Consider the following 21,866-nt stretch of genomic DNA (forward strand, 5'->3'; position numbering starts at 1 on the left):
TGCGTCCAGTTATATGCGCCATGCGAGCAGCGGAGCGGGTGCCCCGGAGGGGAGCGGGCGCGCCGCCCCCGGAGAGCTCCAACTTAGGAAAGGGCGTAGAAGGCGATGCCCTCGGCATTCCAGCCTGCAGCCTCGACGTTGCTCGCCTCGGTCAGGCTGGTCGTGAACAGGTGGCACACCGTGCCCGGGTTCGGATTGTACAGGCGGCGCACCGGCGAGCCGTTGGCCGGGTCGGCGGAGAGGAAGGCCACGCCCTCGTCGTTCCAGCCGCCCTTCACGAGCGCGTCGCGCTCGGCTGCGCTCGTGGTGTAGTGGTGCCCGCCCACTACCGGGTTGTACACGCGGTAGACGGGGTCGCCCTTCTGCGAGGGGGCCACGAACGCCACGCCCTCGTCGCGCCATCCGGCCTCGATGACGATCTGGCGCTCCTCGGCGCTCGTGGTGTACAGGTGGTCGCCCGAGCCCGGGTTGTACAGGCGGTAGACCTCGATGCCGGAAAGCGAGTCCTTCACGTCGTTGGCCTGTGCCAGCAGCTCGGTGAACGAGGTGGCGCCACCATGCTCTTCGGCATTCTGGGCGATGCGCGCGTTGATGGCGGCGCGTTCGTCATCGGTGAGCGTGTCCCATACGTTCTGTCCCGAGAGGATTTGCTCATAATTGTCTTCGGTTGCCTTATTGAACAGGTTGCCAGCTGCGTCGCTCGCAAATTCCGCCAGGAATCCCTTCACCGCTTCGCTCAGCTGCTTGGCCTGCGCCAGCAGTTCGGGGTAGGTGTCGTTGGCTGCTGCGTTGCCACTGTTGGCAAGCACGCCGTTCACGATCTCCTGGGGCTGTTCGCCTAGGTCGGTCCATTGTGCCTCACCCGAGATGATCTGCTCGTAGTTATCGGCATTCACCGCGGAATGGATAACGCCCTCAACGTCGGTAAGGAAGCGATCGATGAAGCCCTGCGCCGGAACGGACATGGTACTAGCCGCCTCGAGCAGCTCTTCGTACGTGTCGGCGTCGGCGGGATTGCCGTTGTTGGACAGCATGCCGTTTACCAGGTCCTTTTCGCGTTGCGAGAACGTATTCCACGTTTCCTCGCCACTTGCGATTTGCAGTGCGTTTGCTGAGGACGCCTTCTTGAAGAGCGCACCTTCGCCGTCAGTCAGGAAATTCTGGGCGAATAGGATAGCGCGCGAATGGGTGTACAGTCCCTCGTACGTATCGAAGGGTTGAGCATTGCCATTCTTCGCGAGCGCCGCGTTAACGAGGAATTGCTCTTCGGTGGTGAGTTCGTTCCATGCGGGTTCGCCTGCAATGACCTGGGCAGCGGTATCTGCACTTGGTGCGGTGATTATCGAGCCCTCATTATCCAAGTAGGCATCGATGAAATCGTCTGCGTGTGCGGCTTGCTCTTGCGCTGCAGCGAGCAGCTCGGGGTATGTGTCATATGCCTCAGCATTGCCATTGTCGGCTAGCGTTTCGTTGATGATGACCTTTACGTCATCGGAAAGCGCGTTCCAAGCAACGGCTCCCTCGATAACCTGCGCGTTGTTTGCAGCAGTCGGCGTTTTGTAGATGCCGTTTGCTCCTGTGAGGTAGGCTTCGATGAAGCCATTAGCTTCATTCTGCAGCGCCTTTGCTTGCGCGAGCAGCTCGGGATAGGTGTTGTTGTCGTCAGTGTTGCCGTTTGCGGTGAGCTGTGCGTTCACCACTGCCTTCGAGGCATCGGAAAGCGCATCCCAGGGTTCGGAGCCCATGATGATCTTCGTGTGGTTCGCCGCCGTCGCGGAGGAGTAGATCTCTTCGTTGTCGGTGAGATATAGGCTTACAAAGTTGGTTCCTGCCGTAGCTGTTGCCAACAGCTCGGGATACGTATTGGCATCTTCTGCGTTGCCGTTGTTCGCGAGCGTCTGGTTCACGTGCTCCTTCTGTACGTCGGAAAGTGCATTCCAGGCGTCAGACGCAGCTATGATCTGAGTGTAGTTGGTGCCATCGACATTCGAGAAGATGGAGCCGCTTCCCGTGAGGTATGTGGTAACGAATTCCTGGGCGGGGGTGTAGTCGATGGCGCCCGAATTACCCGCGGGGCTTCCTTCGCCACCAGCGCCTGCCGTGCCATTTACGGAACTGCCGCCTGCACCGCCTGCGCCGCCTTTGCCGCCTGTGGAGGTGCCGCCAGCGCCGCCGGAGCCGGCCGTGCCGTTGGTGGAGTTGCCGCCGGCGCCGCCCGAGCCGCCATTGCCCTTGGCCGAAGCGCCGCCGGAGCCACCAGCGCCGCCGTTGCCGTCGGTGGAGGCGCCACCAGCGCCACCAGCGCCGCCGTCGCCAGATTCGGAAGCGCCGCCGTTGCCGCCGTCCCCACCATTGCCGGTGGAGGAGCTGCCGCCGTCGCCGCCTTCGCCACCCGTGCCGGTAATGGACGAGCCGCCAGCGCCACCAGCGCCACCAGCGCCGTTCTCGGCTCCGCCGCCGTTGCCGCCAGAGCCGCCCGAGACTTCGCCGCCCTGCACGTCGATGCCGCCCGGTGCGGAGATGCCGCTTCCGCCATTGCCTCCGTTGCCACCGTTATCGTCACCCGTGGCGTTACCGCCTGCAGCGCCATCTCCGCCGGCGATGCTACCACCCGCAACCTGTACGGCAGGACTGTCGGTGGAGGTGGTGGCGATGCCATTGCCACCATTGCCGCCGCTCGCGCCGTTCTCTCCCGCGACGCCATCGCCGCCGGCAATGCTGCCGCCCGAAACGTTTACGGTTACGTCACCGGAAATGCCGTCGCCACCGTTGGTGCCGGGAGCGGTAGAGCTGCCGCCTTCGACGCTTCCGCCCGTCACGCTAACGGTGCCCGAGCCGCCGCTCGTGGTGCCAATGCCCGCGCCCGAATCGCCTCCGGCCGTAACGGCTTTGCCGCCGCGAATCGTTGCGTTCGTGCCAACGGATACCGAAGCATTGGTTCCGTCGATGGAAATGCCGTCGGCGCCCGTGGTGCCGGCGCCGCCCTGGATGAGGCCATTCGTGACCGTAAGGGAGACGCCGTTATTCAGGGTCAGGCCCGGCGTGCCGGCGTCCGTGGTGGATGATGCGCCGTAGATGGCGTGTCCACCCAGGTCGAGCGCGATATCGATGCCAGAACCCGCGTTGAGCTCGGAAAGCTTGATGGAAGCGTTCTCGATGTCTTCCTTCAGCGTTACGTTCCAAATGCCCTCGTCGCCATTCCAGGTGACGGAGACTTCGTCGCTGTCGAAGCCCTCATCGTCGCCCGATCCATTGGTGGGTTCGGCTACGAACATTTGAGCTACGGCCTCGGCTCCGCCGATGGGCGTCCATGCAGGATAGATGGTGATACCAGCGGAGGGGACTTCCCAGGTTCCGTCGGTTGCAACGATGCCGCTTACGGCACCCGAGAGCGCGTAGTTGCCGTTGGCGGCAGCGAAGAGCGTTTCGTGGCTCTCCTCGAGGTACCAGCCTGCAAAGTTCGCGCCCTGCTTGGCGGGTACGGCCCATGTGCTGCCCGCTGCTGCGGTGCCGTTGCTCACGGTTACTGCATCAATGCCGTTCCATGCATACGAAACGGTTGCGGTAAGCGGAAGTACCTTGCCTTCGATTGCCGCAGTGGCCGAGGAGTCGAGCTCGCCCAATGCCACGCAGTACAGGTAATAGCCTTCGTCAGCGGAGGTCGGCGTATACGTTGCCTCGGTTGCGCCCTCGATGGCAGTGCCGCCCGAAGTCGCTCCTGCCGTGGTGCTGCGATACCACTGGTAGGTTACGAACGTGGCATTGCTGGGGGCAACGGTAGCCGTGACTTCGTTTGCGCCTTCACCGAAATACGGGTGACCTTCGCTTGGCGTAAGGTCCGTTACCGCCACGGGCGTTACGACTACGATGCCCGTGTCGGAGGTGATTTCCGAATACGTCGTGGTTCCGTACCCCGGGTCTTCTTCGCCGTAGCCGCCGAATTCCACGAAGTAGCCGGCGGTCTCTGTCGATCCGATCGAGAGGTCATTCCAGCGTCCATCTGCATGCACCTGCATGCAGCCTTCTCCATTGGAGTTGTTGGGTTCGCTGCTATTCCAATTGTAATAGCCGATCGTGGTGTAATTGATGCCAGCTTCGGGGCCGCAAGCCCAGTAGTAGGCGTTGTTGGAGTAGTCGCTGGGGTAGCTGAAGTCGTATGCGTCAAGCGAATCCTGGTCTTTTGCCTTGCTGCCATTGAAGAGCGCGCGCGTGCCGCCCGACCATGCCGCAGCGCCGGTGATGTTGTCTAGGATTTTATCCTCGGCCGAACTGGTGATGGTAACTAGGTAGCCCTTCATGCCCATGTACTGCCACGTCTTTGCGGCCTTGTATGCGTCGGTCCAACTGAGGCTTCCGCGTACATACATATAATAGTGACCGGCGAGGTCGCCCGTTCCAGCGGTGACGGTTGCACCGTCGGGTAGGACGGTGTCGCGTGTGGAGAGCTTTATTTGCGGCTTCTGCGATACTGCGCCGCTCGAGGGCAGGTGGAATTCGAATTTGCGCAGAGCCTCCTGGATTTGGGCAATGGTGGTTCCTTCATTGAAGACCATGGTGTACGTGGTCTTCGAAAGGTCCTCGAACTTGGATGCTACGATGCTCTGATCCACGTTGTCGGTGGTCATGTAGCCCGCGTCAACGGAAACGATGGCCGTTGTGTAGGCGTTGTTCGTGGTCACCGTTAGGTTAGGCAGCGTATACGCGGTGTTGTTCGCGTTCCACGTTGGCTTTCCTAGCGAGATGCTGTCATCGGCCCATGCTTGCTGCGCTCCCATGCAGAGGAACGCGGTGATTGCCAATGTCAAACTTGCCGCGATAACGGCAAGCTGCATTCCCACCTGCTTCGCAAAGACGTTCTTTCCCATGGCGTTCGACCCCCTTGCCCGAATGGGCATACTGCGACCCCACATATATGGAACAATTCTACTAACATATATGTGATATTGCGCGCGGGCACCACGTGCGTTTGCGTCCCGTTACCAAGCTGAGATAGCAGGGATGTCCCTAATGGACAAGTGAGAGAAACCTGCTTGGGGATATGGTTGCCATGCGAATGCCGCGTGTGAGTCGAATGCGTTCCACGCAGAGATCAAGGCGTTCTGCCGTTTCCAGGGAACATGCGGTGAATCCGGTAAAGACTAGGTGGTTCGTTGCGCTTGCGGCAACGGAGGCGAGTTGAGTTCGGTAGAGCTGGGCTTCCCTTGTGCGGGCGGTGCCGATTACCTCGTTGTCGCACCAGGCGCGCGAAGGGAAGAAGCCGTTTACGAAGCCTCCGAAGATAATCAGGTCGAATGTCTGCCCCTGCAGCTCACTGGGATTGCAGAGCAAGACACCTTCGCGCTCTGCGGGTGGGTTTGCGGGGTCGCATGCTGCCTCCGCGTCTCGAGCGTGTAGCTCGTCCAGTCCTGCTCGATAGCGGGCGAGGAGCCCTTCGATCATGGGGTCGTCTTTGCGGATGCCATCTAGCCTGTCTGCGAGAAGGGCGTTGAGCGCTTGGGGGAGCGTGAGTCTTGCCCTTAGGGCTGGCTTGCGCAGGGCGTCAATGCCCACGCTGTTGGCTAGATAGTCGCCCAGTGCACACCAGGTACGCCATGCGAGGGCGTTTTCGGGGTCGCGCGATAGCTGTTCGAGGGCCGCGCATTCTATGGATGTATTTGCCTCTTTATCGCGATAATCACGAATACGTCTCTTAGTCGATTTCGGAATGGTGACGATGATGTCGTTGCTTCTCAGTACTCGTGCGATTGTTGCTCTCCAGATTCCGTTTGTGCCTACGATCGCGATGCGCGATAAGGGTGTTCCCTGCGCATGGGCGACGTTGACGGTCTGGAGGATCGCCTCCTGCTCTTCTGCGAATCCCCCAATGTAATGCGTCTCGATGGTCCCCTTGCACTCGTCGTTTGCGGTAAGGGGTGCTCGTCCGGCTTCCGTGCGCAGTTTGTTGATGATGTTCACGCTCGTGGCGGGTCGGTGGCACGTATGCAGCACATGCGTTTGCGTGTCGGGGCATGCTTCAAGCAGTTCCTTCACTCCTCGTTCGTAGGGGTAGGGGTCTGCAACGGGCATGCTAGGTGTATCGCTTGCGGCCACGTATAGTTCCTGCGTGGCAAGCGTTCGAATAAGTTGCTGCGAAGCGCGTCCCATGCAAGTGAAGTCGTCAGCAAGTACCGTGGGGGCTTGGTAGATATTGCGAATGCGCTCGCATTGGTTCACTACGCGTAGGGCACATGCTTCGAGTTCGCAGGGAAGTATGCTGTCAATGAGTTGTAGGTTCTCCTGCATGCGCTGCGCTACGAGCTCTTCTTCGAGCGTTTGGAGCCAGCGCTCATCTTCGTCTGCCAAGTCGCTCCAGCCGCGCTGGATGAAGCCGCAAAGGCCGCGCAAACGTCGTTGCTTGATTCCCAGCGATCGCATGTCCTCGAAGAGGATGCCTTCTTCTACAGAATCGAGCGTGCGTGCGCTCCGACCTATTATCTCGTGAGCTTCTGGTTCGTTGAGGATGTTTCGGGCAAGATTCTGAATGCTCGTCACTTGTAGGGAACTGCCCATGGTTCCCATGTGCTTTTCAATTGTTTGGCCCTCGCTATCGCATGCGGTTACGAAGAGAACGCGCGTATGGTTGACCATGATAGCCCGTTGCGATTCCTCGAGCAATGCCGTCGTTTTCCCGCATGCGGGGCCGCCTAGGAAGAGCGTAATGTGAGGCTGTGTATTTTCGCATGGGGTCATGCGCGCGTCCTTTCGAAGTCGTCGCATCATGGTGGGCCATCGTATCGCTAGGGGATGCGTCGACGACCAACCACGATGCGCAATGTGGAAGGAGCGGGCCACTCGAGGACAATTGGGGAATCGAATGACCCGCCCTCCTCCCAAGATGGCTCTCATTACCCGCAAGAGCTATCTTGGGAGGAGCCCCGCCGCGGGTTGATGCGCGGCGGGGAAGGGCTACTTCTCGATGTTGTCGGTGATTACGACAGGTTCCGCAGCAGGGGATTCCCCATTGCCCTTGGGCAGGAACGGCATGGTAATGGCGTTGCCTGGGCAGCTTTCCACGCAGGCGTGGCACTTCGTGCATTCGTGCATGCCTGCCCCCAACTCGGGGTGCCGCGGGTTGATTCCCACGTTGCACACCTGCGAGCAGCGTCCGCATTTCACGCCGCGCGTGTCCTCGATGCACTTTGCATGATCCACTTTCACTCGCAGGGTGCGGTTCGCGCGAGAAACCAGGCTCATGAGCGCTCCTACGGGGCAGACGTGACTGCACCATTTGCGGAAGAACACCACTTCCACGAGCAGGAGCACCGGGATGAGTACGACCGACCAGGTTACGTCGCCTCCGCCGAACAGCAGGATGACCGTGAATACCAGCGCGAAGGAAAGGCCGATGGGGCAGATGAGGCAGAATACCGGGAATCCGAAGATTGCCGCGGAGAGCAATCCAGCTCCCAGCACGATGTGGCGGGAATCGGAAGGCTTGCGTGCGTGGCAGATGTTTCCGCAGGATGCATGGAGGGCCTTCTGCTCCTTTTCCGTGAGGGGAGAGTCAGGATCGATCTTCGCCTTGCCCTTCAGGCTGGGGTCCTGCTTGTGGAACAGGTAGCGCAGCTTGCGCCATACGGGAACGGGGCAAACCCATCCGCAGAAGGCGCGGCCGAGCACTATGATGCCGATGACGGCAAGCACGAGTGAGATGAGCACATGCGGAACGAGGGTCCTGCTGGCAAGAAGGGTTCCCAGCGCGCCGATGGGGCACAGGACCGAGATGTCCTGCCAGCCCAGGGCGGAAAGGGTGCCGAGGCTCTGGTGCGCCGCGAAGGCGATGCCCGCGATGGCCAGGATGGCCAGGGGGATTATGATGCGTAGCTTGTTCGTATTCATTCTGGCCTCCTTACAGTTCCGATTCGGGTACGACGACGATAGCGCGCGCGGTTGCGCCCAGGGTGATGGAGCCCTCCTGCAGGCTGACGCATACGCTCTGGCAGGCGCCACACCCGTTGCAGCGGTCGGCAATGACCACGGGGCGGTTGTCCTTTTCGGTGAGCTCGATGGCCTCGTAGGGGCAGGCGTCGTAGCAGAAGCGGCATCCGTTTGCCTTCGACCAGGCGAGGCACCAATTCTCGTTGATGACCGCCTTGCCGATGATGGTGCTTTCCGCCGTAGCGGATGCGCTTAGCTGGAGTGCCTGCGTGGGGCAGCATTTGACGCACAGCGGGTCTCCGCCGTTTGCTTCCTGGCAGAAGTCGCAGTATCCATTGTCGAAGTTGGTCACCGGCGTGCGCACGCCCAAAATGCCATCTTCGATGTGCATGGGTGCTAGGGCATTGCGCGGGCAAATCTCAACGCAACGCTCGCAGCGGATGCATGCGGAAATCAGGCGGTCCTCATCCTGGCCTCCCGGCGGCCGCGTCTTGGCTTGCGCTGGTACGGCTTTCAATCCGCCCATGGCGAGCAGCACCGCTGCGCCGCCTCCGCCAATGGCGAACGCGCGCCGGGACATGCCGGCATGTGCCTGCTTCTCCTTCGTTTCTTCCATACGCCTCTCTCCTTGCTCGTCTGTATATGGAAACCTCGTTATTCCTCGAGGATGTCCTCCAAAAGCTCCACGTCTTCCTCCAGGAAGCCTTCCATGAGGAAGGCGAGTCCGGTGTAGAAGCCGGTCTGCGAGAAACGCTTCATGTCGATTGCCAGAAGCGGCGCCCATGCGTACAGGTGGTCGTTCAGGAAGTTCAGTTGGCTCTTCAGCAGGGTTGTGGCCTGGCGCTCGTTGCCCGCTTCAAGGGCGTTGGCGGTGCGCAGCGCAAGCACCTGCATGTATTCCAGCTCGAGTGCGATGTGGTCCTCGCCCTCTTTCCAGTCGGCCTTTTTGTCGAGGCCCGCTGCGCGATACAGGGCAAGCACTTCGTCGCGTGCCCCTTGCATGAGCAGTCTCTTTTCGTTGGTGTAGATGCTCTCGAACGGATAGGCGGCTGCATGGCCGCTATAGCCGTGCCCGAAGAAAGTGCGCATGTAGTCTGCGGCAAGCTCGGTGATCGTGTTGTCCCAGATGCCGGAAAGGTACGTTGCGATCAGGCGATAGCCTTCGTCGATGTTGTCGTTGCCCGTGTGCACGCGGTAGTGCAGCCCATGCAGCTCGTCGAGCAGTTCGGGCGTGATCTCCTTGCGGAACAGGCGCGAGATGAAGCCGTACTGCGCAGCGCGCTGCCTGCACGCTTCGGCCAGCTGCTCGCGGGTTTCCTGGGTTTCTTCCATCGTTGCGTTCGTCATGTTCATCACTTCCTGCTACCACTTGATGCCGTCGGTTTCGGCTGCCACCGCGAAGGATTGCTCCTGTTCTTCGCCTGCGAAGTCGTCTTCGACCTCGGCGAGCTTCTCGAGCGCGGCGCGTCCTACTTCGGTTGTGGCCCACGCGGAGCCTTGCCATTCGATGGCGTCGCGGTTTTCCAGCAGGTCGGTGAAGTGCTGCACGAAGTACACGCGCGTGGGTTCGGCGATGAGCGGATCGCTGTCTACGGCGGCGGAGAGCTTCGGCATGGTGGTGCCACCTTCCTCCGCAGCCAGGGTGAGCACGCGCTTGTAGATCTTCAGGTAGTCGGCTTCCTTTTCGAACAGCTCCTCGATGCGCTCCAGGGGCTTGTTTTCGGCCATGATGGCCAGGCCTGCCTCCGTGGCAAGCCAATGCACTTCGGGCGGGGTAGTGGGTTCGTAGTACTCGACGCCGTCGATTTCCACGATGTCGGGAACTGCTTCGACCGAGTCGTAGGGTGCGCCCGCTTCCGTAACGCGCTGGATGGCGCCGGCAGTTTCCATCATGTGGCAGATGGTTGCGGTGGAGTACACCGAGAATTTGCGCGTGCGCACTTCGTTGACGATGTCCTCCAGGTTGCTTTCGGAAACGGGTTCGCCAGCTGCGTTCATGATGGCGCGCAGGATGGCGCGCTGGGGGCGCATCTGGGCGAAGAGCTCGCGCGTGCGGTCTTCGGGCGAGCGCTGCGCGTAGGCTTCCGATGCCTGGTCGATGGCGTTTTCGATCTTGGGAACCTTGTCGGGGTCGGGCGGCAGGAACTCCGTGCGGCCTTCGGTGTTGGGCAGGAAAACGCCCAAGTCGCCCGCTATCTCGTCCATGCTGGTTGGCTCTTCCATCATTCCCTCGAGTTCGGGGTCGAACGTGAAGTCGAACTCCCCGAAATCCCTGAAGTCTTTCATGTCTCTCTCCTTGTTACGCGTCTAGTTCAAGTTGAAGCTGCGCAGCAGGGCCTGCCCGCCTACGGTGGAGGGGCGTGCCTGTCCCTTGTCGCGAAGGAAGGGCGTCGGCTTGCACATGGCCATGACGCGGCCATGTTCCATCTTTCGGCGGTTGCTCTGAATGCCCGCTGCCTTCGCGAATGCGGCGTCGGCCTTCACGAAACTCGATGCGATGACGCGCTTGGTGGCGTGGTGGAAGGCGTTGCTCCACGCGGCGCGCGCCTCATCGCTGGATGGGGCTGTTTCCGATGCCTGAGCAGGTGGGATGAACCCGTCTACGCAGCCCATGAGGAACAGCCAGTCATAGTCGTCTTCGAGGGCGTCGTAGTACGCAATCTTCACGTGCTTGGTGTGCAGTCCCACCGTGTTGCGATCCATGTCGTCGAGCACTTCGCGCATGCGTATTGCCCACGTGCGGTTTGGCACGGCCACGCAAATGCGCCGGGGGCGGCAGATGCGTTCGCGCGTAAGGTGCGCCACGATGAGCGCGGTGCTCGAGAGCTCCTCGCCTGGAGTGCGCCATTTCACGTAGGTGATTTCAGGTGCGTTTGCTACCTGGCTTTGCGCTGATTCCAACATGATGCCCTGCTATGCGACGAAGGATCGCTCGTTGGCGTCGAAGATGCGCGTGGTACCGTCTTCGAACGTCACGTTCCAGATGTGATAGTCCACGTCGAAGTCGAATTGCTCGGGCTCTTCCTCTTCCTCCTCGTGGGGGATGGGCGGAAGCGTGTCGGAATCCGTTACGGGAACGGCGGTGTTCTCGTAGCTTTTCGCTTCCTTGTCGCGCTCGAGCCATTCTTCGCGCGTGAGCTGCTCTTCCGGTTCGCTTTCGATTTCTGGTTCCGGCTCGGGCGCGGGTTCGAGCGCTTCGGGATGCTCTTCAACCCATGCGTTCCAGGCGCTTTCGTTCTGGGTGAGCCAGGATGCGTCGGATGGAGCCTCAACGCGTACGGCGCCCGCGAGCGTGCCGTCATTGAGCAGCGTGCGGGCCAATCCCACCTGGGCGTTGAGCTCGGGGTTGATGAAGCTGATAGGGTCGGTGTGCAAGCTTACGTTGAAGGCGCCGCCCTGCATTTCCAGGTTGATGCGCTCGAAGATGATTTCGGGCAGCTTGATCTTGCGCTGGCGGTCGTTGAAGACCTTCATGGTATTGCCCACCTTGTGAAGCATGTTTCCAATCCAGGGCTCGACGATTTCGGCCCAGCGGTCATCGGCTCCCTCGTCGGAGGAAAGCAGGTACTTGTACGTGCCCATGTTGATGATGAAGCGTGCAGTGTTGCGCACGGGCTCCTCTTCGCTTTCCGCCGCATGGGTTCGAATCACGGGCGTACACACATATGCGTAGTTCCGCTTGATTTCGAGAATGGTTTCCTCGCCCGCTGCTCGCTCGTCCAAATCGAGCACAAGGGTCAAGGATGGTCGGATCATGACCATGACTCCTCCTTTGATTCCCCAATGGCGCGGCGCTCTCTCGTCGCTGCGCCCGTCCATCGGGGGCAAGTATAGGAATCCCTTTCATATGGCAAATAATATGGCCTCTATGATTTGGCATATGAAAAGCGAAATAGAATGCATTTAGACGAGAAATTGCAGGTCAAACGTGAGTGATTCTGCAAGGTGACACGAATATGGCAGGTGGGGAATATGCCGAAGATCGCTTCTATGGTCAACCTGATCGAAGAGCTGGAAAGCTCCTACATTACCGTTCATCGCGAGCGTTGCGTTCAGGTTCGCAATTGCAATGCCGACTGCTTGCGGTGCGCGAGCGTTTGCACCACGGGGTGCATTCACTTCGATGGGGAAGAGCTTACGGTTTCGCCCGAGCGCTGCATTGGATGCGGCACGTGCGCGACCATCTGCCCCACGTGCGCGCTGGAGGCGCATCATCCCAACGACGCGGAGTTCATGAATCAGTGTCTTGCGGTTGCAGGCGCGTGCGAGGGCATCGTTACGGTGGCGTGTGGCACGCTGCTTGATCGCGTGGGCGATTTGGTCGATCGCGATGCGGTCGTTCGCGTGGAATGCCTGGGGCGCGTCGAGGAATCGGCGCTAACCGAGCTGGTTGTCCAGGGGGCGAAGAGCATCGTGCTTGTGCGCGGTGCGTGCGAGTCATGCGCGCATGCCACGGGGTATGAGATGGTCCAGCGCGTGTGCGATACCGAACGCCAGCTGTTGGAGGCTTGGGGTGCGTCGGCGGACATTCGCCTAGCCGATAAGCTGCCGAAATGCACGCGCGCCAAGGATGATGGCTACGACAAGGGCAAGCGCGCGTTCTTCGAGTCGTCGAAGCGCGAGGGTGCGCGTATGGGCGCGATTGCCGTGGATCATGCGGTGCGTGATGCGTTGGGAGAAAACGATGCGCCTAAGCCGGAAGAGCCGCGCTACACGAAGGTCATGGACGATGGCACGTTGCCGCATTTCCTGCCCGACCGGCGTGAGTCCTTGCTGAACTCCCTCGCTACGTTGGGCGAGCCCGAAGACGTGATGATCGATACGCGTTTGTGGGGGCATGTGATTATCGATACCGATACGTGTTCATCGTGCCAGATGTGCTCGACGTTTTGCCCTACGGGTGCGCTCGCGCGCTTCGTTGAGGAGGATGGCACCTTCGGCGTGGAACATTACCCGGGCGACTGCGTGAAGTGTCGTACCTGTTCGGCGATTTGTCCCACGGGCGCGCTTTCCATTTCCGAGGAGGTCTTCGCGCGTGACATGCTTGCGGGCATGACCGATCGCTATACCATGACGCCGCGCGCCGTGAAGGAGGGGACGGCGCATACCATCTGGCATAAGGCCGAGCTCTTCACGAACACCGACCAGGTGTACGAACGATAACCGCTTGGTCTGATGTGAGGTTACTGGGGTCCCGCGGGGTGTCTCCTGCGGGGCATCGATTTCGGGTTGGAGCCCCCGACAGCCCACTGGGCTGTCGGGGGCTCCAACCCTTCGCTGCTTCATGCGAATACTTGGATTTTTTCGCTACGGCGAAAAAATCGGCGCCCAGCTAAGCTGGGCTAGGGGATTGCTTTCAGAATGCCCCCGCAGGGGACACCCTGCGGGCCCGAAGTCGCGACCCACGACCCCGATTGGCTATCGTTCGGGGAGGTCAGTGCTCCTGATAGCTAACCGGCCGGGACCCTTGGGTGCGTGCGCGCGATTGTTGCGAGTTGGTGCCGTGGGCGACCTGGCGGCCAGATGCGCTTCGCTATCTGGCCGGGCTGCCTTTGTTGGGTTCGGGTCGTGAGTTCCTGCGCCGAAATCGCTTCGCTCTTCGGCCGTTACGGCCGGGGCTGGGGGACTGGTCGTGGCTCTTCGGGCGAATTCGCTGCGCTTTTCGCAGTGTGGTTCTGATTGGGTTGCGAGCCGTATAATAGAATCGCAAGTGCAGGGCTGCGGCTTGGGGGGGTACATGATGTTTGTGGCTGGGTTCGCCCTATTTCTCTTGGGCATCATCTTCGTTATTTGCTATCCCATTAACAAGCGGAAGAATAAGCGCTGTTCAGAGCAGGTGCAGGGTACGCTGGTGGACATTCGTAGGCATCGCAATTCCCAGGGCAACGTGAGCCATTCGTATGTTTACTCGTATGCGGTGCAAGACGTTGAGTATCGTATTACCTCGACGATCATCAGCAAGGAAGCGCATAACGTGGGGGATACGTGCACCATCTGGTACAACCCCAAAAAGCCCAAGGATGCTCAGCCATTTCATTACGGCTCGAACAAGCCCTACACGATCGTCCTCATTATCGGTATCGCCATGATTCTTCTGGGCTTCGTCCTCTTCGTCATTGGCTCCGCCACCATGTAATAGATCACTATTGTCGTCCCGCCGAAGGCGCCAATCGTTCCCAATCGGCCAAACGGCTTGTCTTTCCCAACCCGCAGCCTGGGCAGGCGAGCCCCAGCCCGCAATGGCGACCGCCTACCAAGGCGGAGCGGGCACCCACTACGGGATTCTATAAACCCTTCGACCGGTCCTATGGCTTGCTCCCTCCAACACGCACCCTGGGCAGGCGAGCCCCAGCCCGCAACGGCGACCGCCTGCCAAGGCGGAGCGGGCACCCCCTCGCGGGACATTCTGAAAGCATTCACCAAGGCCCAGCTCAGCTGGGCCAGATTTTTCGCCGTATGCGAAAAATCCAAGTGAAAACATGAAGCAGCGAAGGGTTCAAGTTAGCGTAAAGCCCAGTGGGCTTTACGCAACGTAGAACCCGAAAGCGATGTCCCGCGAGGGGGTGCCCGCTCCGCCCCGGAAAGACTCCCAAGTGGAAGGGCGGAAAGAGCCCAGGGTGCGGGTTTATTCCTCCACCCAGGTCGACTCCACGAGCGTCATGAGTTCTTGCTGGCTATGCACGTTGAGCTTGCGGTAGATGTGGCGCATGTGCGTGTTGGCCGTGCCAGCGCTGATGTACAGGCGTTCCTGGATGGCTGCGCTATTGTGTCCCTTGGCCAGTAGGAAGAGCACTTCGGTCTCCTTGCGCGAGAGCAGGTACGTTTCGGCGACGAGCGAGCACTTGCGCTTGAAGATGCCCTGCTTGTGGGTGCCATCGTGCGCGGTTGCGGTAGAGGGTTTCGGGGTTGCGCCGGTCTTGTCCTCCGGATGCTCTTCTCCGCTTTCGGCCTTGCCTGCTTTGAGCACGTTCGCCTGCGCATCGTCAATGGTGCGCATCGCTTGTTTGCTCATGCTCACTACATCGCGCAGGGCGAGTTCGTCGTTGGAAATGAGAGCGGGGCACATGCGCCCGCGCTTCAACGTATCGCGTAGTTCCGCGTTGGTGGGCAGTAGCGAGCGCCCAAACGAGAACAGGATGAATGCGAATGCGATGAATGCGGCTACGTTGTTCGTGGAATCGTATACGGGCACGTTGTTTATCTCGAGCAGGTACGACGTGAGCGCGCCGAGCGCAAGGCTTCCACGTCCAAACCCGAAAACGGTGAATGCGCTAACGCGGTAGGTCTGCGATATGTCGGAATAGAAGATCCACATGCAACCCTCCATCATGATATATGCCCCGAGCAGGAAGAACGTGGCGTACGGCATCTGGTTGCATGCGGGGATGACCAGCAGCGCCAGCAGAAGGGCGCTTACGGGCAGCATGGTGCGGAACGAGAAGTTGTTGTTCTTGCGCTGGAACAGCATGGACCCCAGCATGATGGCAAGCGCGAATATGGCTGCCATGAGGGCAAACATGATGATGTCGTTGTATTCGGCGGGGTCGTGGGGCACGTGCGCCACGCGTGCGCGGGTGATTCCCAGAATGATGCCGAATGCGATGCTGGGCAGGCAAACGTGCGTTGCAAAGGGTATGGTGTGCACGGGTGTGGTGAGGCCGTTGAATTCCAACCGATCTACCAGATTGTGCGAGCATCGTTTGAGGCATGTTACTTCCGCAAGGGGTAGTAGAAGCGTGAACAGGATACATACTACTGGATACGTATTGCCTATCTTCGTTACGAGCACGAAGGCCACCATGGCAATGAATAGGGCCACTGAAATGCTGATGGTTATGGTGGGCAAATCACAGACGGACGACGATACGCCATAGCTCATGAGCAGAGCCGCCGATCCAATTCCGGAAGTCACGCCCGCTACGAGCGAGCACGTGTGCGGCGCAATGCCCGTGAAGTTGGCGAATAGCATGATCACCATGGATACGAACACCAGGAAAGCAGCGACTCCGCGATTGCGACTGCGCTTTTCGAGCGAGTCGAACAGGGTGCGCGCTTGCTTCAGGAAGATTCCGTAGCTTAGCAGCGCTATCGCAAACGTAACGAGCGAGCTTATGAAGAACAGCCGACCGGGTTCTTCCAGATTGGGGAAGAAGAAGCGCGGCCCATTGAAGATGAAGAGGTACATCCACGCTATGTGGGCGGCCATGCCCAAGATGAGTGTAATGGAAATGCGCCCCAGGGCGCAGCTCTCCTCTTCGCGGAATTCCACCGTAATGTTCGGTAGCTTCACAGCTGCCATCTCCTCCCTACGCGCGTCCCCTTGTTGTCCTTGCGCGTGCTGGCGCACCTCGTCCCCTGCGCCATGGGCCCCCAAACGCCCTTGGGATATTCTAGCATTAGTCTAGGTGGTGCAGCAGATGGCTAATATAGTCTTTACCTGGGTAAACGCATAAATCATATGACTAATATGATACCGTCAACGGTCTAAATCATGGGGGTGCTACGATGCCCACCCATCTCATCTTCGTACAGTTTGAATCAGCCTAAAGGGAACGCCCATGCCTTCGGGGAAGCCGACTAGGGGAGTGGTTGGACGCGGGCGCGGTCTTCGTTTTAGGAAGCAAGCAGACGGAAAGCGAAGAGAGAGAAAGGTGGGGATCTAATGGCACAGCTCACCATGTCGCGTCGTGGGTTCATGAAGACGCTGGCAATCACTGGTGCCGCTGCCGCGCTTAGTTCTTCGGCTGTGGAGCCCATGCAGGCTCTTGCCGAGACTACCAACACCTCTACCGGCGAACTGAAGCATGTACGTACATGCTGCCGTGCGTGCGGTAAGGTCGAGTGCGGTGTGTGGGTTACCGTGCAGGATGGCAAAGCCATAAAGGTCGAGGGAGACGAGAGTGCACCGCAAAGCCGCGGTCATTGTTGCGCAAAGTCGCAGTCTTCCATGCAAGCGGCGTATCACCCCGATCGACTCCGCTACCCGGTCAAGCGTACCAACCCCAAGGGTTCCGACGATCCCGGTTGGGTGCGCATCACGCTCGACGAAGCGTTCGAGCTGGCCGGTGCGGGTCTGGGTGAATGCGTCGACAAGTACGGCGGTCAGAGCATCTTCGTGATGTGCGGCACGTCGCGCGTGTGGTCGCTTGGCCCTTACCAGGGCATGAAGCAGCTCTTTGGCACCCCGAACGCGCATCTGGCATATCAGGTGTGCAAGGGCCCGCGCCACTGGGGCGGCATCATGACCGACGAAATGGGTTCGCCCTGGATGGAAGTGGAGGCCGAGCCGAAGGTGTACCTGCAGTGGGGCACCGCAGTCGAGTACTCCAACTACGACACTACGAACCGTACCATTTCCGACGTCGCGCCTCACGCGAAGTACCATATCGACGTCGACCCCCGCGTCACGCCGCTGGGCAAGGAAGCCGATGTGTGGCTGCCCCTGCGTCCCGGCACCGACGGCGCACTGGCCCTGGGCTGGTTCAACTGGATCATCGAAAACGAGGCATACGACGACACCATGGTGCGTCGTTGGAGCAACGCCCCGTTCCTGTACTGCGATGACAAGCCCTGGCTTACCGACGGCTGGCTGGTGGAAGGCAACGGCGGCATCGACATGCGCACGAAGCTCATCACCGAAGCCGACATCAAGGAAGGCGGCAAGTACTCCCGCTTCATGGTGTGGGACGAGAACAACAATCGCCTTACCTACTGGGATGCCGAAGAGGGCAAGTGGGAAGGCGAGACGCACAAGGTTCCAACCACGGGTTCCTTCATCTCGCATCCTCTTACGGGCCTGGTAGCCGATGGCTGGCTGCCCGATCCCAGCGTGTGGTGCGACCCTGCCGACAGCCAGTTCGATTCCTACTGGGATGCTGGCAACGAGAAGGGTGCAACCACCAACCCCGCTGGCCTGCCCAAGAAGCCCGCGCTGTTCCCCGGCGTGGTCGAAGTGACCCTGCGTGACGGCAATACCTACAAGTGCCGCACCGTTTGGGATGGCTTCCATGACCTTACCAGCCAGTACGACTGGGATACGGTCGAGGAGATTACGGGTGTTTCCGGTGAACTGAACGAGAAGGCCGTGAAGCTGTGGACCACGCGTATTGACGCGCGTCACGGCAATGGCGGCATCCACTTCCAGCTGGCCACCGACCAGAATGGCAACTCCATTCAGAACTGCCGCATCCTGCAGATGATGAGCTGCGTTACCGGCAACGCCGACGAGCCCGCCGGCAACCGCGGTTCCTGCAAGAGCCAGTTCGACGGCAATCCCGGTCGTTCCAACATGCTGGCCTCTGATCCGTATGGTGATTCCGCCAAGACGTGGACGGGCCGCGACAAGAGCCTGGACGAGATGGCCGCCTACATGCAGGATTTCGTGCAGTATCTCATCGATGAGAAGTCGCCTCTGGCCGAGCGCTATGGTAACAAGGTGCCCAGCTACGACGAGGCCATCATCATCGCCAAGCGCATGGGCGGCGCCATGAGGTCTTCCCAGGTGTGGCCGAACCCCAAGACGATCTTCACGCGCAACGCGGGCGAGATCGACGCCGAGCGCTTCCCGCTGAACCGCTACTGGGCTCGCTGGGTCGACGCCAACTGCGTATGGGATGGCGGCCTGCAGGATCCCGACTGGTCGCTTTGCATGAAGAACGAGAACAAGGAAGTCGGCTACAACGTGAAGTCCACGCCGTATGCTCTGCATGGTGGCGTGTGCCAGTCTGGCGACATCATGAACATGGCTAACATCGCCCGCGCATGGGACGCCATGACCCAGCTCGACTTCTTCGTGGACATCAACCTGTGGTTCTGCCCCACGAACGGCAATGCCGACGTTGTGTTCCCCTGCCACCACTGGATGGAAATCGACACCACTCGTGTGTCTCAGGGCGCTGGCGGCATGTTTGGCTGCGGCTGCCAGGCCATCGAGCCTCCGGGAGAGACGATTTACGACCCCGACTGGAACTGCGGCATGTACCGCGCCATGGGCGTGCCCTGGAATACCCGCGACACCTCTGCCACGGGTAGCTCCGAGGACTATATCGTGAACGCGAAGCCCGCAAGCAGCACCAACGTTGCCAAGTGGACCGAGAAGCTGGGCGATGTGTACACCGAGGCCATCAATGGCAAGGTCAGCTACCTGTGGCCCGACCACGACCGCATCCTGAAGGATAACGTCGACCAGTGGAAGACCGAGATGTACCCCGATGGTCCCACGTGGGCCCAGGCCAAGGAATGGTTCACCGAACATGGCTGGATGGATTGCCGCAAGTGGCATCCCGAGCGCTGGGGCACCTTCCGCCGTCACGAGATGGGCTGGCGTCGTCAGCAGGGTGGCTTCAACCTGTTCCCGCTCGTCGACACGCACCCTGGCTTCATGACGCCTTCGGGTCTGGTGGAAATCTGGTCCCTTACCTGCGAAGCCTACATCTGCAACATGGGACAGAAGCTGCCCATTCTGGACAACGACCAGTTCGTGAGCGACTACAGTAGTGATGCGCGCTGGGCGAAGGGCGACCTGGAGTACTTCCAGGGCGACGATGACCGCTTCCCGCTCTATCGCGAGCCTACCGACTCGCCGGTCTTGAAGCCGGAGCTCTACGATGCCACGAAGGTCGATCAGGCAGACGATACGTACTTCATGAATCACAGCTATGCCGATACGCTGAAGAAGTATCCCGACAATAGCTTCCTCATGACCACGGGTTCCCGTCAGCCGGTGTACTTCCACTCCGAGCACAGGCAGCTGCCCTGGTGCCGCGAGCTGTGGCCTTCGCCGCGTATCGAGATGAATCCGAAGGATGCCGAGAGGCTTGGCCTGAAGCAGGGCGATTGGGTATGGATCGAAACGCCTTGGGGCAAGATTCGCGAAGTGCTCGACCTGTATTACGGCATTTCGGAAGGCGTGGTCAACGCGAACCATCAGTGGTGGTTCCCCGAGTTCGATAACGCCTCCCATGGCTTCGAACTGGTTGGCATCAACGTCGTTAACGACCCGTATGGCCAGTGCTGCGTTGGCGGTTGCGCGACGATGCGCTCCACCCCAACGGTTGTGTACAAGGCGACGGCGGAAAACTCTCCGTTCGGCAACCCCGTACCATGCGATCCCAACGGCACCGAGTGCATTCACGATGCATCCGACCCGCGCCTGCGCCAGTGGCTGCCCACCGGCACCGGCATTCGTTCCCGCGTGCAGGGCGAGCCCGAGTGGGATGGGAGCGTGATGTAAATGACTCAGTATGGTATCGTGACCGACCTCAACCGCTGCGTAGGCTGTTTGGCCTGCTCGACGGCTTGCAAGACGGTCAACGGCGTCCGTCCGGGCGATTTCTGGATCAAGACGCTGCGCATTGGCCCCACGCCCAAGGCGGGTGGCAGCGGCCAGTGGCCGGATGTGGAAATGTACTTCCTTCCCATTCAGTGCCAGCACTGCGAGAACCCCGAATGCGTGAAAGTATGCCCCACGCAGGCCTCCCACAAGTTGGAGGACGGCACCGTGCAGATCGACAAGTCCAAGTGCATTGGCTGCCAGTTCTGCGTCATGGCCTGCCCCTACGGCGTTCGCTACCTGAACGACGAGGAGCGCGTGGTCGAGAAGTGCACGCTGTGCGAGCAGCGTATTTCCCAGGGCGAGCTGCCCCAGTGCGTCATGCAGTGCGGTTCGCGTGCCCGCTTCTTCGGCGACGTGGAAAAGGGCATCGCCACCTTCGAGGCACCCGCACCTACGCACGATCTGTCCACCTCGTACGAGGACATGCAGGAATCGCGCACCACGGCCAAGGAATGGCTGGAAGAGTGGAGCGATAGCGACGTCTATCACCTCACCGACGTTGGTAATGGACCCCAGATTGCCTACATCCTGCGCAATCGCACGTGGCAGGGAAAGGAGTAACCCATGGAATTGCAATGGCCTCTTATCCTCTTCACCACGTTCATGGCATGGTCCGCCGGCCTGTTCGGCGCGCAGGGGCTGTATGCGCTGCGCGGTGAGGGAGCGAAGGCTCAGATGAGTGCCCTCATCACTTCGTTCGTCTTGCTGGTCGTGGGCGGCATCGCCGTATTCATGCACCTGCAGCACTGGGAGCGCATCTTCAATGGCTTCGGTCACATCACCTCGGGTATCACGCAGGAGCTCATCGCAATCGTCGTGATGGTGGTTGTTATGGTGCTGTTCTTCGTGTACCTGCGCCGTGCCGGAGAAGAAGGCGCGCTGCCTTCCTGGCTGGCCATTCTGGCGATCGTGGTTGCCGTTGCGCTGCTCATCGTGTGCGCACATAGCTACATGATGGCTTCGCGTCCGGCCTGGAACAACATCGTGCAGATTGTCTCGATCCTGGGTGCTGGCTGTGCGCTTGGTGCATCCACCATGGCGCTTCTGGCCCAGCTGAAGGGCGAAGCTGCCGAGTACAGTGGCAAGGTGAACCTCATCGGTCATGGCCTCAATGCCGCGCTCACGGTTATCTACGTGATCGTCATGGGTGCCTCCACCAGCGCGTTCTTCTCGGTGGCGAACTGGTTCGATCCCACGTCTCCTACGCGTGACGTCACCAGCTCGGCGAGTCTTTCTCCCTTCGCCGGCGATGTGCTGCCCTTCACGGCATGCGCCATCATCGCTGCCTTGGTTGGCCTGGTTGCCGCCTACATGGGCAAGAAGCAGGGCGAGTGGAAGACCTGGGGCGCAATCGGCGTAGTTGCCGCATTCGTCGCAGCCCTCTGCCTGCGTGTCGTGTTCTACCAGATGGGTGCCTCGGTGTTCCCGCTGTACTAGGACGTTTCCGGCTGGAGCGCGCTTATCGTGCTCCAGCCGGTGCCCCGCACGGGGCGAAGCGCCTTCCCCTCTGGGCGCATGTCTCCGACATATCCCTGGGTTGTGGTAGCAGCGCAACCTCTCCTCCCTCAAGCGCCAAGCCGCCACAACCCACCTCCTTTCGACGCCGCAGCACCCT

14 protein-coding genes are annotated in these 21,866 nt (G+C 60.3%); 5 read left to right on the forward strand and 9 right to left on the reverse strand.

The annotated features are described in order from the left end of the window. Positions 1-83: 83 nt before the first annotated feature. The 8 genes from E7002_RS03905 to E7002_RS03940 form a co-directional block, all read right to left on the reverse strand. On the reverse strand, positions 84-4,865 hold the full coding sequence (locus tag E7002_RS03905; protein WP_303727572.1) for a hypothetical protein: 4,782 nt from the start codon (positions 4,863-4,865) through the stop codon (positions 84-86). Positions 4,866-5,004: 139 nt separating this feature from the next. Beyond that, the gene (locus E7002_RS03910) at positions 5,005-6,729 is read right to left on the reverse strand and encodes a hypothetical protein (protein WP_303727573.1); all 1,725 of its coding nucleotides are present in this window, start codon (positions 6,727-6,729) and stop codon (positions 5,005-5,007) included. 216 nt (positions 6,730-6,945) lie between these two features. Then, positions 6,946-7,878: a 4Fe-4S binding protein gene (locus tag E7002_RS03915; RefSeq protein WP_303727574.1), complete on the reverse strand. Its 933-nt coding sequence runs from the start codon at positions 7,876-7,878 to the stop codon at positions 6,946-6,948. A 10-nt stretch (positions 7,879-7,888) separates the two neighbouring features. Continuing rightward, positions 7,889-8,533: a 4Fe-4S dicluster domain-containing protein gene (locus E7002_RS03920; RefSeq protein WP_303727575.1), complete on the reverse strand. Its 645-nt coding sequence runs from the start codon at positions 8,531-8,533 to the stop codon at positions 7,889-7,891. Between the two features lie 38 nt (positions 8,534-8,571). Beyond that, positions 8,572-9,264: a molecular chaperone gene (locus E7002_RS03925; RefSeq protein ID WP_303727576.1), complete on the reverse strand. Its 693-nt coding sequence runs from the start codon at positions 9,262-9,264 to the stop codon at positions 8,572-8,574. Positions 9,265-9,279: 15 nt separating this feature from the next. After that, complete coding sequence (locus E7002_RS03930; RefSeq protein ID WP_303727577.1) at positions 9,280-10,203, reverse strand: hypothetical protein; 924 nt, start codon at positions 10,201-10,203, stop codon at positions 9,280-9,282. Between the two features lie 21 nt (positions 10,204-10,224). Then, complete coding sequence (locus E7002_RS03935; RefSeq protein WP_303727578.1) at positions 10,225-10,821, reverse strand: hypothetical protein; 597 nt, start codon at positions 10,819-10,821, stop codon at positions 10,225-10,227. 9 nt (positions 10,822-10,830) lie between these two features. After that, positions 10,831-11,679, reverse strand: coding sequence for a hypothetical protein (locus E7002_RS03940; RefSeq protein ID WP_303727579.1), 849 nt, complete (start codon positions 11,677-11,679; stop codon positions 10,831-10,833). Between the two features lie 210 nt (positions 11,680-11,889). Here E7002_RS03940 and E7002_RS03945 point away from each other — a divergent pair, with 210 nt between their 5' ends. Then, a complete protein-coding gene (locus E7002_RS03945; RefSeq protein WP_303727580.1) occupies positions 11,890-13,080 on the forward strand; it encodes a 4Fe-4S binding protein in 1,191 nt (396 codons plus the stop codon). A gap of 574 nt (positions 13,081-13,654) precedes the next feature. After that, a complete protein-coding gene (locus tag E7002_RS03950; protein WP_066663041.1) occupies positions 13,655-14,053 on the forward strand; it encodes a DUF3592 domain-containing protein in 399 nt (132 codons plus the stop codon). A gap of 489 nt (positions 14,054-14,542) precedes the next feature. Here E7002_RS03950 and E7002_RS03955 read toward each other — a convergent pair whose 3' ends face one another. Further along, positions 14,543-16,207 (reverse strand): response regulator transcription factor, encoded by a 1,665-nt coding sequence (locus E7002_RS03955; RefSeq protein ID WP_303727581.1) that lies wholly within the window; start codon positions 16,205-16,207, stop codon positions 14,543-14,545. A 372-nt stretch (positions 16,208-16,579) separates the two neighbouring features. Here E7002_RS03955 and E7002_RS03960 point away from each other — a divergent pair, with 372 nt between their 5' ends. From E7002_RS03960 to E7002_RS03970, 3 genes are read left to right on the forward strand one after another with little or no spacing between them, the layout of a single operon-like run. Next, entirely contained in the window at positions 16,580-20,149 is a 3,570-nt protein-coding gene (locus E7002_RS03960; protein WP_303727582.1) for a molybdopterin dinucleotide binding domain-containing protein, read from the forward strand. Beyond that, a complete protein-coding gene (locus tag E7002_RS03965) occupies positions 20,150-20,812 on the forward strand; it encodes a 4Fe-4S dicluster domain-containing protein (RefSeq protein ID WP_066663032.1) in 663 nt (220 codons plus the stop codon). 3 nt (positions 20,813-20,815) lie between these two features. Then, positions 20,816-21,688, forward strand: a complete 873-nt coding sequence (locus tag E7002_RS03970; RefSeq protein WP_303727583.1) for a DmsC/YnfH family molybdoenzyme membrane anchor subunit — start codon at positions 20,816-20,818, stop codon at positions 21,686-21,688. Positions 21,689-21,866: the final 178 nt, after the last annotated feature.

It is taken from the genome of Denitrobacterium detoxificans, from assembly GCF_015062615.1.
GTDB classification, from domain to species: domain Bacteria; phylum Actinomycetota; class Coriobacteriia; order Coriobacteriales; family Eggerthellaceae; genus Denitrobacterium; species Denitrobacterium detoxificans_A.